Origin of the sequence: Thalassotalea insulae, assembly GCF_030161395.1 — a bacterium.
Lineage (GTDB): Bacteria > Pseudomonadota > Gammaproteobacteria > Enterobacterales > Alteromonadaceae > Thalassotalea_E > Thalassotalea_E insulae.
On sequence record NZ_BSST01000001.1, the window covers coordinates 2118765 to 2133143 of the forward strand.

Genomic DNA, 14379 nt, shown 5'->3' on the forward strand with positions numbered 1-14379 from the left:
AATCGCTATTCTTTGACGTAAATTATGCTGCCATCTGCCATTTCATAAGCAGTGCCAGCTTTTTTACCGGAGCCTGAGCCGGTTTTTCCTTCGCTTTTAAAATGCTCTATGGTGGTGCCTTTCTTGACGATAATTTCCATATCGTTTTTGCCTGCGTTTTTAATCACGGTAACGTCTTCAGCCATAAAGGGATTGAGCGGATTCTGCGCGATGGCAATAAGTAGTGCAGCAACTAATACTAGAAATACATCGACCAGGTTGACCACAGATAGTGCTGGGTTGATGGCTTCGTCTTCATCAAGCAGCCGCATGGTTAGTCTCCACTGCATGTACTTCTGCCTGAGATTTAGCAATTTTCGGCGTGTTATTTAACAGCGGTAGCAAAGCGACTAACTCTTCTGCCAGCCAGCGCTTTTTCACTGATGCTATCCAGAAAGTGATGGAGGCAATAACCAAACCAAAAATAACGGCGGAAAAAGCAACGATCAGATTTTCACTAATGCCTTGAATATTACCGTCGGCAAGGCTTTTTAATGCTGGCCCCATAGGGATCATGGTAGCGATTAGCCCCAACATTGGTGCTAACCTGCTGACATTACGCACCCCTTCCAGCTCTTTTAGTGCGGCAACGTCCAATTGCTCCTGACTAATCGTTGTATATTCATTGGCGAGAGTAGCTAGCGGGTAGCCTGTTAGCGTTAATGGCTGCTTGTTGCCGATACCAGTATTGATCAGTGTTACGAATGATGAATACTGACGTTTTCGCTGCAGACTCTGGCTAAAAAATTGGCCGCTGGCAAACAGCGAGTAAATAAACAACACCGCTATCAGCGCCAGTACAGGTGCCATAAATAAGTCAGATAACTGGTACATGAGCTGTTCAATTTGGGCGATCATAAGTTCTCCAAAAAGTTACGTTAGGCACAAGATAAAAATCTGCTTTGTGCCACTGGGGAATTATTGGCTGGTGCCTGCTAATTCAGTTAACTGGTCAGCCCTAAAGCTGATATGGCCGGAAACACCGTCTTCATTGTAATAGCTGGTCATTTGTAGCTTATAAGTGCTGGTTGGCGTGTTGATCAGATAAACGTCAAACTGTGACCATAGTAAGTGGCCGCCACTTAAGTTGTACTGATACCAGGGGGTAGCGTCGAACGCCTTTACCGAATAACTGTTGTCTTTAAATCCATAGTAAGCAACGGCACTGGCGTCTACGCTAGTGTAGTTATTATCAAAATCTTGCAGTGCTTTAGCGTCGTCAGCAAGATTAATTATGAAATCAGCGCCGCTGTTATTGTCGGCATTATTTTCGATACAGGGCAGGTTGATATCCCAATCATCGTTAACTGTTACTTCCTGTTGAGTATCAAAATCAATATAGATGCTGTCGGTATCACCAGAGCAGGCTAATGCTGCATCGATAGTTAATGTTTGCGCTATGCCAAACTCAACATCGCTTACGCCTTGATAACCAAGCGCTATGCTGATTTCGCTCATGGCCCTACCTTCTGTAGTGATGTTGGTGACGTTGAACTTGGTAAACGCATCATCAGAATGGACGATAAAATAGTGATCTTCAGCGGCGGTGACGACATGAGTTGATGAATTATAATTATAAAAGCCATCAACAATATTGGAAGTGATGTCGCCAACAAAGGCACCTTCTTCTGTTGGGACATTACTGGTGGTTACTGCTAAATAGTCATCAAGTTCCGTGTCGGCAGTGGCATTAATAAAACTATCGGCAATTGGCTTGCCTTCAGCGTCGAAAAAGTCACTGTTATTGCCGGTTGAATAGGCAGTAATGGTATTTTCTTGATGCTGATTCAGGTAAATGCCGCTGCGTTTAAAAGCGATATCCCATTCGGTATTGGTTGTTGCTTGCTCTGCCGTTAACGCAACCACACTGTGACTGTCGAGATCGAAATAAACAAATGCTGGCTCGTTAACGCTACCTGTACTGTATGGGCCAAATATTTGCCCTTGCACTGGCGCCGTTGGCTCAGGAGTTGGTTGGGGTTCTGGGTCTGTAGTGTCTTTTGAACTGCTGCCACCGCCACAGGCGCTAAGTATGGCACACAATGTCAAATTTAAGGCCAAACTGGTTATGGATAAAGCTGAGTTGAATTTCATGGGATCTCCAAATTAATAGTTAAAACTGGTAGCTGACGCCGGCACTAATGGTACGGCTGCTAACCGGGCGAGCATCAAACAGGTTCTGGCGATTGGCGTTGCTGGCTTGATGTTGATCAAAAATATTTGCCATGCTGATGCGCCAGGAAAGTTGATCGGTTATCGCTTGAGTAATCAAGGCGGTAACTGTGGTGTATTCGTTGTTGGCAATACTGCGATAACTCGTCGGTACCGCTTCATCTGCCTGATAGAGGGCGTAGGCGATCAGTTCAAGATCATAAGCGCTTACTTCGTACTTAATATTAAGTTTTAGCTGGTGGCGAGGCCGAGAAAACAGGCGCTGATTGTTGCTATCCTTACTATCTAGGTAGCTGTAATTTAACTGTAATTGCCAGTCGCTTAAGTTCAGTTCAGTGCTAACATTAACGCCGTAAATATCGGCTTTATTGATGTTTTGATAATGATAAATTGCTAACTGCTGCTGTTCAGACATATCTGTGTCGACAACCGTGTCGATCAAGTCTTTGGTTTTCGAATAATGCAGGCTGAAATCAACATTGACATCGGCTCTGCCGTCGGCAATCGAGGTATCGAATGTTAGGCTGGAATTAATGGAATTGGCAGTTTCAGGTTCAAGGTGTGCATTACCTAACACCATATAACCGAGAGCACTGTGGTCAAACAGGTAAAAGCGCTCTTTTAAGTTAGGCACGCGATAACTTTGGCCGACTCCGGCGCGCCATTGCAGCTGACTTTTCGCCAGCTGGAAATTAGCCATAGTACTCAGCCGCATGGCATGGTGCCAGTTAAAGTCAGAATCGTACTGGCTGCGCATGCCTGCCAACAGCTGGTAACTATCGTTAATCCAGTTAGCTTGCAGATAAAGTTCAGCGCTTTCTCTATGCTTATCATTAATTTCAATGACATCTTCAGCTGGTTTTGTCTGATCAAGCTTATCGCTATGCAATACGCCACCAGCTACCAGTGCCAGTTGCTTGAATTGGAATACCTGCTGGCCATTAATTTCTGCCAGCGTGATGTCGGTATTGCGCAGGCTGTTTGACTGGCCGCTAGTCTCCTGATGGCTGATATAACGGGCATTAAGTTGCCAGGGCGATTGCGGTTGACTATTGCCTTTTACACCAATATCCAGTTGATGCTGATTAACATCGGTTTGGTAGAAAATTACATCGCTACGGCCGGGAATTTTTGAGCTGTCGCGCTTTTTCATTTCATCCAGTAACTGATAATTAATGCTGGTGGTAATGTCATTACTATGAGGTTTGCTGGCGCCGAGGCGAATAAAAACTTTGTCAACACTGGCGGCGTCCTGACTAACCGTGGTTTGGTCGTAATCGAAGCCCTGATTATCGATAACCAGGGCGTTAAAATTCGTACGCCAACCATTAAACTGTTCGACGGCATTTAGCTTAAAGGTATGGTTCAGGTCATTATCTTTTATGGTGTTACCCTGATACTGACTGACATCGTAATCAAACTGTAATGCCGGTTCAGCTGATTGATTGGTGATAATGTTGATCACTCCTCCCATGGCAGAGCTGCCATACATTACCGAAGCAGCACCGCGGATCACTTCAATCTGGGCAATATTATTGGCGGGGATTTGGTCGAGATCGGCGGAAGAGCCGGTCGGGCTAATGATGGTTTGACCGTCGATCAGTACTAGCACATGATCGCCGTCAAAGCCCTGCATTTGCACGTTATAACCGTCTTTTACACTGCGTGTTACTACGACGCCGGGAATATAGTTCAGCGCCTGCGCCATTGTTCCCTGGCTGATCTTGGCAATGGTTTCACCATCAACCACTTCAACTAATACCGGAGAGTTACTCAATAGTTTAGCGGTGCGAGTGCCGGTAACAACGATATGTTCATGCTGACTGGATGTTGTTTCAGCATGTGCGATAGCTGTTGCCGCTGTGGTTAGCATCACTAAGGATAGTAAAGAAGGATTCATTAATCTAAATTTTAATGCAAATGATAATTGTTATTGTTTGTATGTTATAAAGGTGGAAAGTGAATAGCAAGTAATTTTTTTGTGGAGAATGTGAGTGAGCCACTGATATTTACCGATATCAGTGGTATGAATTGTTTAATGATTACTTGGTGTCTTAGTCAAAGCATATTTGCCAATTTGCTGGGCATACAGCAGTTGGCATGTTGTTTAGTGAGGCGTTGAAATCTTTATTGGTTAGCACTCTGCTGCTGTGAGCGGCGGCAAAATGTTCAACCTTAAGTTTATGTTTGGCTAAAGTATTTTTTAGTTGAGCTAATTCAGGGGAGCCATCGGGGGCGCCGGTTTTTTGTCTGGATAAATATAAATCGGCACTAAACAGTAATTTAGCCTCAGGGATATAGGTGAGCAGACTGTGATTGGCATGGCTGTTAGGGTAATCAATTATTTGTACTAAGCCGTTGGCGAAACTTGCTTGCTCCTTGATAATAATAAAGCGTTGATCTGGTAATGGTTGATCCAGCACTTGCTGAATACTGGCAACATTGCTCTGGACGGTGATAAAAGAAGCCCCTAATGCCGCTGCTTCACTCATGCCACCGAGGTGATCGAGATGGTGATGGCTAACAACTTGATATTTCAGTGGTTTATCTAATCCAGTTTTTTCCTTCATTAAAGCGAACCGTTTGGATAGATCTTGATAACCGCCCGCTGCAATAAAGTAGTCTCCAGCGTCAATAAACAGGGTAAAGCCCCAGTCTTTGCCAACTAAATAAAGGTTATCGCCAGGAGAAGAGATCGTCATTTCACTAAAGTCTAAGATATCGGGTGCCTTGCCATAGTCTTGCGGTACGATAAACTCATTAGTGATTGTAGGGTTAAAGTCAACTTGTCGTTTAACGAACGCGTTAAATGGCTGGCCGCCTCGGGTGACATAAGTACTGGCAGCATAAGTGATCCCTTGCTGCTGTTGATAGTCTGAATAGTTATAGTTAAAAAAGGTATTGGGACGCCAATGAGGCCGGGTCATTAAACTTAATTTACCCGTTTCTTTTTCAAGGTAAAAGGTCAGGTTTTTAAAACCTTGAGTATTTAGCTCAAGCAAATTATGTGCTTTGCCGTGTAACATTTTCTGACCGAGATACTTTACCTTGTTTTTGTTCTCGTTAAGTAATAACACCATAGCCGTATCGAGATAATAGCTGTGATTACGGCCAGCATTGCGGTAGTTGATATGGTTATCCTGCGTTAGGGTTTGCTTATCATGATTGATAACATAGCCGGTGCGACCATTAAATATTCTGTGCTGAGTGGAAAAATCAGCCTGGTTGCCGCGTAGCCATTTAAAGTCTTTGCGCTTATTCTCTAAGTCAATGGTCAGGCTGGAACGATAATCAACCATATCTACTTCATCAGGACTGTTACTTTGCCCATAACGAAAACCTTTATATTCATCTTCGATTTTAATGGTTTTAAGCGCTAGTAATTGCTTACCACCATAAGCGTGTATAGTACGTTCGATAATACCTTGTTCCTGTTCGCCAGCAACAGTGCTGAACGCTGTTATACAGCAGAAAGCAAACAGGATTTGACGATTAAATAGCTGCATATTCATTCCTTAGATAAATTCAAGATGCTGAAAAAATCAGCGTCAAATCACGTTAGTTGCTGTTGTTAAGCAACTCAATCTGGATGAGGTCAATGGTATGAATTCTACGGTAAGTGCACTAAGGTGTTACAAGATGATACGTTAGTTAAATTGCTGTAATTATTAATATATTGCTTTTTTATGGATTGTTAATTTGATAAAAAGTGCCATCATTTTTGATATCGTTTAACACTAGACTTAGTTTTTCAACGATAGTGTCAGACGTCTTCAGGCTGGCGGCGATGTACAAAGCGTTGTTTTCAACTTCAAAAGGTTGTTTAAAAAAAGGGGTGTGTTGTATGCGAAAACTTTTGTTGATTTGCTCTGCGACTAAGGCATTAGCATAGGTTAAATCAGCTCTGCCCTTGTGTAACATTTGCCAAGCTAGTTGATAATTCTTCACCAGAATTAAGTTTTGGTCAACAATAAAGCCCTTTTGTATTAATGACTGAGCTTCAAAGCTGTTACGCACCGCAACAACAGTAAGTAATCGAGCATCATCTATTGAGTTGATGATGATCGAGTCATCTTTTTTTACCCCATAAAAGCTGTAAGTTAATTCTCGTAGCTGACCAATCCATTTGAACTTATGTTCCCGCGCGCTACTACGAGTCATTGAAAAAATCACAACATTGGCTTGATGCTCCGCAATATAATAAGCCCGCGCCCAGGGAAGTACTTGAAAATTCACTTGATAACCGGCGCGTTGCAGCAGTTCTTTGACTAAAAAATAAGAACTGCCACCGATCAATTGATTATCTTTTACGATTTGATAAGGCGGCAGGTTTTCGGTTACGGCATTTAATTTGACGGTATCGAGTGGTTGAGCCGAAATAGCGGATAGCTTGAGAAAAAAAAACAAGCATGTTAGTCGCGATAAATGACACCATAGGTACCATCTATCGCTATTGTTGTAATCAGAATACCAGTTTAAAAGCACATTACTTACCGTTAACCGTTTGTAATTTATAGTATAGCTGAACAATTAACTTTACTAATTAAAGGAATGTCGAACTTCTGCTACTAAGGCATGAGGGTTTTCTTCGATAACTAAATGACTAGTACTGGGTATGGTTATCCGCTTGGAACAGGTGTTCTTGTTATGCAAATTATAACTTTACTTTAGTAAACGTATTGTCATGGTAAGAGACTGCCAGATGTTGATAGTGGCATCTGACAGAGTTGTGCGAGTACTGCCTTAACAAATGGCTTGCTGCTTCTTTTTAACAATTTCCTGTGGGCACGGGATATTGGTTATTTTTTCATTTTTAACTTTACGAACCGGATAGGATGAAGCATGTTCGTTCGTTTTAATGTTTTTATTGATAAAGGTTAATGTGGATGCTTTTATCTTTTTCATTAGTGTGTATTTCCTATCGAGAATGTTGATTAGGCAACCAGAAATCGTGAACATGAATGCAGTGAAATACTGCATTCATGCATCGACAATATGATTAGTGTTTTACCTGTGCTTTTTTCTCTGTTGCGGTAATCTTGGCTACAACACGACGATTTTTTTCATGTGCTGATGCGCTATTGTCAGCCGATAGCAATTGGCTTTCACCATAGCCTTTTGCTGATAAGCGAGAATCGTTAATATTGAATGTATCCACTAAAACGTTCATTACTGCGTCCGCGCGTTGTTGAGAGAGTCCTAAGTTGTATTCAGCACTGCCAACTGAAGAAGTATGACCCGCGATTTCAACTGAAGTATCTGGGTATTTGTTCATAAAATCAGCCAGTTGTTTGATTTCATGAATTGAAGAAGGTTTAATCGTGGCACTGTCATGGGCAAAAGCAACGGTGAGCGACATTTCAACGGTTTCGTTAGTGAATACTGTGCAACCTTTCGCATCTACTTTAACGTTAGCAGGTGTATGACGACATTGGTCATTGTTATCGTTAACACCGTCATTATCGCTGTCGGCAACTGTGACCGGCTTAGCTGGTTTTACCGGTTTAGCTTGCTTAATCACAGGGGCTGGTTGAGTTTTACCAAAGGTGTATTTCATACCAAGTTTAATGCCCTGATCGGTGTAACCGTAATCCACATCCCTATAAACGGCAGCTTCACTATAAAGTGATAGATTGTCATTTATGCTTACTGTGTAGCCTGCACCAAGGTTTACAGCGTTGTAGCTTTTAACATTATTGAAGCGTTTAACGCCGGCAAACGTATAAGCGTTGCTATCTTTAATGTGATAGATGGCGTCAATACCATAACGGTTGCCGTATTCTTTGTCGTGCCCGTTTTCGGTGTCAAAACGTGTTCTGGCAAGTTCTAAACGTACATTCCATTGTTCATTGATAATTTTTTGTAAGTCTAAGCCAAGAGACTTGCCAGCTTCAATTTGTTGCCAGTCAATTAAATCTTCTTTGTTGGTACTTGATTTTATGTAATCGCCAAATACGCCAACTTCCCATGTTTTATCGATATTTTGTGCAGCTAAAGGTGCGCTGATAAGGGCTGCGAGTAGGGAAATGTTAAATGCTTTCATGATAATTCCTTGTGTAGATCAGATAAATTTTTCTTAATGTCTGCCAGCTATAACGGTGAGAAAACAAGAAAGTCACAAAAAAATTATTTTTTTTATTTATTTGTTGATGTTTGGCAAAAAATTGATAGAAAAATTGAAAACAACTTATGTATTAAGTGCTGATTAAATAGTTATTTTCTGTACTAGTCATAGAAATAATGCTCGAAATTAACGTACAATCCGCCGACAAAATTTATATTAATTGATTATTTTTTGTGACTTTTATCAAAACGAAACGTTATTGGTTTAAGCAGGTGGTGATTGCTAGGGGAAGAAATGAAAAGTATTGAACAAAGTTTGGCGGAGGGGCTGACCAGTGATGAGGATGTCGCCTTTAACACGCCAGACGACGAATTATTTAAACGGGCAGCGACGACTGTCAATGTACAACAGGGTAGTAAAGATTTACTTGCGCTGGGCATGGCCTCTATTTGGGTGGTATTTGTCAGCATATTTATCAAAATTTTGAAGCCCGTATTAAACAACATGGCACAAGGTAGGAACAAGTAATGGCAACGGAAAATATCACAGAAAAAACCTATAACGGATTAATGACGATATGGCACAAGGTAATGACGTTTTTACCAGACCTTATTGTTGCCATAGTATTTCTGTTAGTCGGTTGGCTAGTCGCTACACTGATTAAGCGTTTTCTTAACAAAACACTCAGTAAAATTGGTTTTAATAACTTTTTAGATAAGTTAGGGCTGGATGTTTTATTGAGCAAAATGGATATTAAGGTTACCGGTAGTGAAGTGATCGCCCGAATAATTTCAATATTTGTTATGTTGATCTTTTTACTGGCGGCGTTAGATATTGTTGGTCTAACTATGTTGTCTGGCTTAATTGATACCTTAGCCTTGTTTTTACCTAAATTGTTGGCGGCATTGGCGGTGTTACTGTGTGGTTTCTTTGTTGCCCAGATCGTGTTTAATGCCGTTAAGATTGCGGCAAAAAATACTGGCGTCGATTATGGTCGTTCGGTTGCGGAAGTATGCCGCGGCATCATCATAGTGATCACGTTCTCATTATCTATCACTCAGCTTGATATCGATGTTTCACTGCTTAATACCATTATTTCTGTCGTTATTGCCAGCGTTGGTTTAGCCGCTGCAATCTCTTTAGGGATAGGAACAAAGTCAATGGCGCAGGAAATTGTCGCCGGTGTTTATTTAAGAGAAATGTATCAAGCGGGCGATAGCATCACAGTGCAAGAAGTAAAAGGCACTTTAGTGTCAATCGGCAGTGTTGCCAGTAAAGTCATGGCAGAACAAGAGCAGATTGTGACTGTGCCAAATACGTTTTTATTAGCCAATAAAGTGACTAAAGGGTAAGTCAGGTCAGATTGATTTGAATGCCTTGAATGAACGGCAGCTCGTTGCATTAGTGCAAGAGAGCTTGCCGTATAATACACAATTTTTTCAGCAGCTGATCACCCCTTATTTACCCAGACTCAAAAGCTATTGTGCGAAAGTTCTGGGTAATCTGGCTGATGCTGAAGATGCTGTGCAAGAAACGATCATTAAAGCCTTGAACCACCTCAAAGGCTTTAAATGGATCGTCTCGTTTAAAGTTTGGCTGTTTAAAATAGCTCATAATGAATGCATAAATAAAATTAGAGAACGTCGCTGGGAGCTTTATGACAATGATAGTGATTACCTTGACACTCTCGAAGCTCCTATGGTGAACGAAGGTGACTTTACTCAGTTATTATCATCACTACTCGATGAATTAGTATTTGTTGACCGCAACATCATGCTACTGAGATATCGCACCGGATTAGAATTTCAGGAAATTGCCGATATCTGTGAAATGAAATTATCAGCAGTAAAAATGCGCCATAAAAGAGTGATTGATTACTTAAAGGCGCACGTTCAAGCGGAGTAATTCAACTGTCTTAATATCGCTATTCTTGGCAGTTATTCAACGCCGAATAATGCCGATGCTTTGTCTATTTTAAGTGTTATTTATGCTTCACCAGTGCGTTAAATGCTGATTTTAGTAGCGCCCGACTGTATAACTTGTGAAAACCGGAAAATACATGAAACAAGATACCGAAAGTGCTTTTTCCTGATGATGATACTGTTCTGGGAACGACGACAGAACCAAAGTAAAGCCGGGTAACGGGCTGATTCAGGTGTTCTAAAGACGCTGTCATTAACCAAGAGCGGGTACTTTTGGTGAATTCACACAGTAATATTTGGTTATTACTCTTATCTTCGACCGTCCAGATTGAAAATTGATTACTATTACCGTTCGCTAAAGCGCTAATATCATTATTGCTGACATGTTTTTTGGCAAAAATTGACAAGATGATGTGTTCAATTTTAAAGACCGGCGTTGTATAAAAAGCCTCGATATATTGCGTTAGCGTCACTTTTTTAGGGATGTCAATGTAATAGCAATCTGTGTGTGCCCCTTGATGTGCATATTTTATCGATAAAGCATTCTCTGGTAACAGGTCAATGCATATTGTTGTCATGTTAATTTAGTCTCAGGTTCGTTGAACGTTCAGTCTATATGGGACGTTATTTTGTTGCTGTTCGTTGTGGTTTGGGGCTTCACATGTCTATCGATAAAGTGGTTTAATTGTGCAAGTGAGCGGATCACATACACAGACTTGCCCGGTGACTTTTTTTCTAGTTGTTGTAGGAAATCCCCATGCCAAAATGTCGGGCTGAGTTTTAACATTTTATAGCTCGCTATGCTGCCTTTTAATACTGAACTGCCGGCAGGCCAACCTTCTGGTTTTATAAACAACCCTTTTAATAGTCGCTTGGTCACTAACCAATAACTCACCGTATAAGGTAAGTTGATATAAATTAACGTGTCAGCAGCATCCAAGCGTTTATTGAAAGAGGCTATTGGCCCAAAACCATCGATAATCCAACTGTCTGAGACTAGAATATTTTGATGCTTTTCGTGATACGTTTGGCTATCTACCTGACTACCATCGCTGTTATAAACAATAGAGTCTAATTGGTGCAACTGAATGCCAGTCACAGACGCTAATTTTTTACTGAAAGTGGATTTACCACTACCGGGTTTACCGAAAACAGCTATTTTTTTCATATTACCTCCGTTTATTTACGTTTATCCCTAGAGGCAGAATGACAAAACCCGCCTCTTGGGCGGGTTTGACAATTTTAACTCACAGCAAATCCCACCATTCCTATGGAATGATGATAATTCGAGCTAAGTATTGATTAAATTTTGTCGTCATATGCTTATCTTGAAAGCACAGCGTAGTGAAGTCAACGGTTGAACACCTAATGTTACAATTTTAGTGGCTATTATTTGTTAACTTATCCAACGGAATGCTTAAATTTGTTTTGTGCGGTTTTATCACCACTTTGGTGGTAAATTTCTTAATATTGGTGTTCGACATAAATAGCTTTCTTGATAACTGATCAAATTCTTCCATGTTGTTAGTTACCACTATAACAACAAAGTCGATATCACCCGCCATGTAATACAATTGCTGAATACTTGCTTCGTTATTTAAATCATCTAATGTGGCATTAAGCGCTTGTTCGCCGCCTTTTTCTAAGGTGATCTCGACAATTGTTGTGATAATGTTTGGCAGCTTTGAGCGGTCTAATATTGCTACTTCTGTTTGAATAACGCCTTGCTGCTTGAGTTTCTTTATTCGACGCTGACAGGATGAGGCAGATAAACCAATTTTACTGCCGACGGCTTCTGTACTTTGGCGGCTATCAGTTTGTAGCTGCTTTAGGATTTGAACGTCAAAATCATCCATGGATAAATTCCCCGAAAAATAATAAAAAATGACTTTAAATAGGCGTTTACCAGTGCATTATAAAGCGAAAAGTGAATAAAAAATAATTATAGTAGTTAAAAATAGACAATCATTTCATTTAAGGTCAGCAATGAGCAGAATTTTATACAGTGGCAATAGAAATGCATCGAGTTGGGCTTTTCGTGCCTGGTTGGCATTAAAAGAACAAAGTATTGAATTTACTGAAAAAATTATTGATATCCGACGTCCGCAGCGTTGGAAAAATCTTGAAAGCATTGGTGAGTTTTCTGCGCCTGCTGCGGTGCCGGTATTAAATGATAATGGCTTTATTGTTTCTGATTCGCTGGCAATTATGGAATATGCCAATGAACTTGGTGACGGCTCGCTATTACCGATAAATATTCAAGCGCGGGCAAGAGCGCGTTCGCTTGCGGCATGGCAACATTCTACCTTTGGTCGCTTATGTTCATGTTTATCATTTGAAAGTGCGTTCTACCCGGAGAAAAAAACACTGTCAGCGGATGAAGTTGCAACGATAAAGAGAATTTATGATATTTGGGAACAATCGATAACGGAATTTGGTGGAGACTATCTTGTTGGTGAATATTCACTAGCAGATATTGCATTTGTGCCGTCAGTGCTCAGGCTGACTTCACATTACCAACCGGATCAGCGTTGGCCAAAAACAAGCGATTGGGTGCAATTATTGTTAAACCGACCGTATGTCAAAGAATGGCTGAATGATGCTAATAAACTCGCACCAATTTACTTACCGGGATATCGAAATGATCCTTAATATTGGCTGTTTGCTTAGTTCATCTGTGTCGGCGTCGCTCAAGGTGATTTTTGCGGCGAGGCGGCTATATGAACATGTCGAAGTGAACCATAATATTCAATCCTCTTGGTTTATGGTCACTTTGTTGCTGGTGCATGAGTTTTAATTGGAAAAATTGCTCAGTTAAATAATTCGTTTATGCAGACAAACCAAATATTAACGAGACGAAATTATTTTGCTGCTGCTTAATATCGCCAATTAGACCAATCTACCAACATTAACTTTTCTTAATGTTTTAGCAAGGTTGTTGAAATGTGAGCTGTGTTAACTTCTTGAGTTCACTTAGTTTAATTACCTTGGAACTACCAATGAAAATGCCTAGCCTTTGTTTAGTCTTTGCCATAATGCTGTCTTGCGCCAGTAACGCTCAAAACCCTATTGAACGCGACCTAATAAAACGTGTTGATGATTTGATTTTGGCACAAATCTCATTTGACCCAAAAAAGTTGGATCACTTGTTGTCAGACGAATTTATCGAGATTTCACCCAAAGGTGAGTTTGACACTAAAGCCAAGGTGTTGAAATTTTATCAACCAATGAATAAAACGAAATTTGTACCAGCGATTGAAAAGAGCGTTCTACAGGTGAGTTATGTTGAAAACATGGCTTACATCGCACTTACCGAGACTTTTAAAGCGCCCAACAGTGATGCCACATTATTTTCAATGCGAGTCATTTTTACCCTCAAACAAATAGCCAATGAATGGAAATTTACTTATGCCCAATATACACCTATAGTGGCAAATTCAAAAAGTCAGTAATGAGTTTATAGGTCGAGATACTGTGTGTTCTCAAGGAAAGGTCGAATGAAAGTTTTAGTCGTTGAGGATGATGCACAAATTGCTGCATACCTGGCAAAAGCGTTAAAAGAATCAGGCCATATTGTCGATCAAGCGCATGATGGCAAAGATGCACTTTTTTTATCAACGACTGAAAAATACGACGCAATTGTGCTTGACCGCATGTTACCGAATGTTGACGGTCTTACCGTGTTGAAAGTGCTTCGTGAATCAAAAAATGAGACTCCTGTCTTGTTTCTAAGTGCCTTGGCTGAAGTTGATCAAAAAGTGATAGGTTTGAGAGCGGGCGCAGATGATTATCTGGAAAAGCCATTTTCTGTGATAGAGCTACAGGCCCGTCTTGAAGTTTTACACAAGCGACACAAGCAGACGTTTTCAACCGAAACCGTGTTGCAAGTTGAAGATCTAACGCTAGATTTAACCCGTCGTAAAGTTACCCGTTCTGGTCATCCCATTTCACTGCAAACGAAGGAGTTTCAGCTACTTGCTTATTTGATGGAAAACAAAGGGCAAATTGTCACTCGTTCTATGTTATTTGAAAAAGTATGGGATTATTATTTTGATCCTGCTACCAATGTTATTGATGTTCATATGAGTCGCTTACGAGCCAAAGTTGATAAAGGACACGATAAAAAGTTACTGCAAACGGTGCGTGGTAGTGGTTATATTATTGATGGGTAAAGTGCAGTGA

At 40.8% G+C, this 14379-nt stretch carries 17 protein-coding genes; 6 read left to right on the plus strand and 11 right to left on the minus strand.

The genetic code is table 11. The features are described 5' to 3' along the window. Window positions 1-5: 5 nt before the first annotated feature. The 8 genes from QQK06_RS09675 to QQK06_RS09710 form a co-directional block, all read right to left on the minus strand. A complete protein-coding gene (locus QQK06_RS09675) occupies window positions 6-311 on the minus strand; it encodes a DUF2149 domain-containing protein (RefSeq protein WP_284244457.1) in 306 nt (101 codons plus the stop codon). Next, on the minus strand, window positions 298-897 hold the full coding sequence (locus QQK06_RS09680) for a MotA/TolQ/ExbB proton channel family protein (RefSeq protein ID WP_284244458.1): 600 nt from the start codon (window positions 895-897) through the stop codon (window positions 298-300). Before QQK06_RS09680 ends, QQK06_RS09675 begins: the two co-directional genes overlap by 14 nt. A gap of 60 nt (window positions 898-957) precedes the next feature. Further along, the gene (locus tag QQK06_RS09685; protein ID WP_284244459.1) at window positions 958-2133 is read right to left on the minus strand and encodes an HmuY family protein; all 1176 of its coding nucleotides are present in this window, start codon (window positions 2131-2133) and stop codon (window positions 958-960) included. A gap of 19 nt (window positions 2134-2152) precedes the next feature. Beyond that, window positions 2153-4111 (minus strand): TonB-dependent receptor plug domain-containing protein, encoded by a 1959-nt coding sequence (locus tag QQK06_RS09690; protein ID WP_284244460.1) that lies wholly within the window; start codon window positions 4109-4111, stop codon window positions 2153-2155. A 154-nt stretch (window positions 4112-4265) separates the two neighbouring features. After that, window positions 4266-5717, minus strand: a complete 1452-nt coding sequence (locus QQK06_RS09695) for an MBL fold metallo-hydrolase (protein WP_284244461.1) — start codon at window positions 5715-5717, stop codon at window positions 4266-4268. A gap of 178 nt (window positions 5718-5895) precedes the next feature. Next, the gene (locus tag QQK06_RS09700; protein ID WP_284244462.1) at window positions 5896-6618 is read right to left on the minus strand and encodes a substrate-binding periplasmic protein; all 723 of its coding nucleotides are present in this window, start codon (window positions 6616-6618) and stop codon (window positions 5896-5898) included. A 336-nt stretch (window positions 6619-6954) separates the two neighbouring features. Further along, entirely contained in the window at window positions 6955-7116 is a 162-nt protein-coding gene (locus QQK06_RS09705; RefSeq protein ID WP_284244463.1) for a hypothetical protein, read from the minus strand. A gap of 94 nt (window positions 7117-7210) precedes the next feature. Continuing rightward, window positions 7211-8254 carry an OmpA family protein gene (locus QQK06_RS09710; protein ID WP_284244464.1) on the minus strand — a complete coding sequence of 348 codons (1044 nt, stop codon included), beginning with the start codon at window positions 8252-8254 and terminating at the stop codon, window positions 7211-7213. Window positions 8255-8569: 315 nt separating this feature from the next. On the opposite strand from QQK06_RS09710, the gene QQK06_RS09715 reads away from it, so the two are divergent. Genes QQK06_RS09715 through sigX form a run of 3 tightly spaced genes read left to right on the plus strand, consistent with a single transcriptional unit; the run spans window position 8570 to window position 10180 of the window. After that, complete coding sequence (locus tag QQK06_RS09715) at window positions 8570-8803, plus strand: hypothetical protein (protein WP_284244465.1); 234 nt, start codon at window positions 8570-8572, stop codon at window positions 8801-8803. Continuing rightward, window positions 8803-9627 carry a mechanosensitive ion channel family protein gene (locus QQK06_RS09720; RefSeq protein WP_284244466.1) on the plus strand — a complete coding sequence of 275 codons (825 nt, stop codon included), beginning with the start codon at window positions 8803-8805 and terminating at the stop codon, window positions 9625-9627. Before QQK06_RS09715 ends, QQK06_RS09720 begins: the two co-directional genes overlap by 1 nt. A 16-nt stretch (window positions 9628-9643) precedes the next feature. After that, on the plus strand, window positions 9644-10180 hold the full coding sequence (sigX, locus tag QQK06_RS09725; protein WP_284244467.1) for an RNA polymerase sigma factor SigX: 537 nt from the start codon (window positions 9644-9646) through the stop codon (window positions 10178-10180). Window positions 10181-10256: 76 nt separating this feature from the next. Here the strand turns inward: sigX and QQK06_RS09730 are convergent, their stop codons facing one another. From QQK06_RS09730 to QQK06_RS09740, 3 genes are all read right to left on the minus strand, one after another. Then, window positions 10257-10775: a hypothetical protein gene (locus tag QQK06_RS09730; protein WP_284244468.1), complete on the minus strand. Its 519-nt coding sequence runs from the start codon at window positions 10773-10775 to the stop codon at window positions 10257-10259. A gap of 29 nt (window positions 10776-10804) precedes the next feature. Beyond that, complete coding sequence (locus QQK06_RS09735) at window positions 10805-11365, minus strand: P-loop NTPase family protein (RefSeq protein ID WP_284244469.1); 561 nt, start codon at window positions 11363-11365, stop codon at window positions 10805-10807. A 211-nt stretch (window positions 11366-11576) separates the two neighbouring features. Continuing rightward, window positions 11577-12053, minus strand: a complete 477-nt coding sequence (locus QQK06_RS09740; RefSeq protein WP_284244470.1) for an Lrp/AsnC family transcriptional regulator — start codon at window positions 12051-12053, stop codon at window positions 11577-11579. A gap of 130 nt (window positions 12054-12183) precedes the next feature. On the opposite strand from QQK06_RS09740, the gene QQK06_RS09745 reads away from it, so the two are divergent. The 3 genes from QQK06_RS09745 to QQK06_RS09755 all read left to right on the plus strand — a co-directional run bounded on the left by QQK06_RS09745 (window position 12184) and on the right by QQK06_RS09755 (window position 14369). Next, window positions 12184-12849: a glutathione S-transferase family protein gene (locus QQK06_RS09745; RefSeq protein ID WP_284244471.1), complete on the plus strand. Its 666-nt coding sequence runs from the start codon at window positions 12184-12186 to the stop codon at window positions 12847-12849. A gap of 347 nt (window positions 12850-13196) precedes the next feature. Further along, complete coding sequence (locus QQK06_RS09750) at window positions 13197-13649, plus strand: nuclear transport factor 2 family protein (protein WP_284244472.1); 453 nt, start codon at window positions 13197-13199, stop codon at window positions 13647-13649. Window positions 13650-13694: 45 nt separating this feature from the next. Next, window positions 13695-14369 (plus strand): response regulator transcription factor, encoded by a 675-nt coding sequence (locus QQK06_RS09755; RefSeq protein ID WP_284244473.1) that lies wholly within the window; start codon window positions 13695-13697, stop codon window positions 14367-14369. The last annotated feature ends 10 nt before the right edge of the window (window positions 14370-14379 follow it).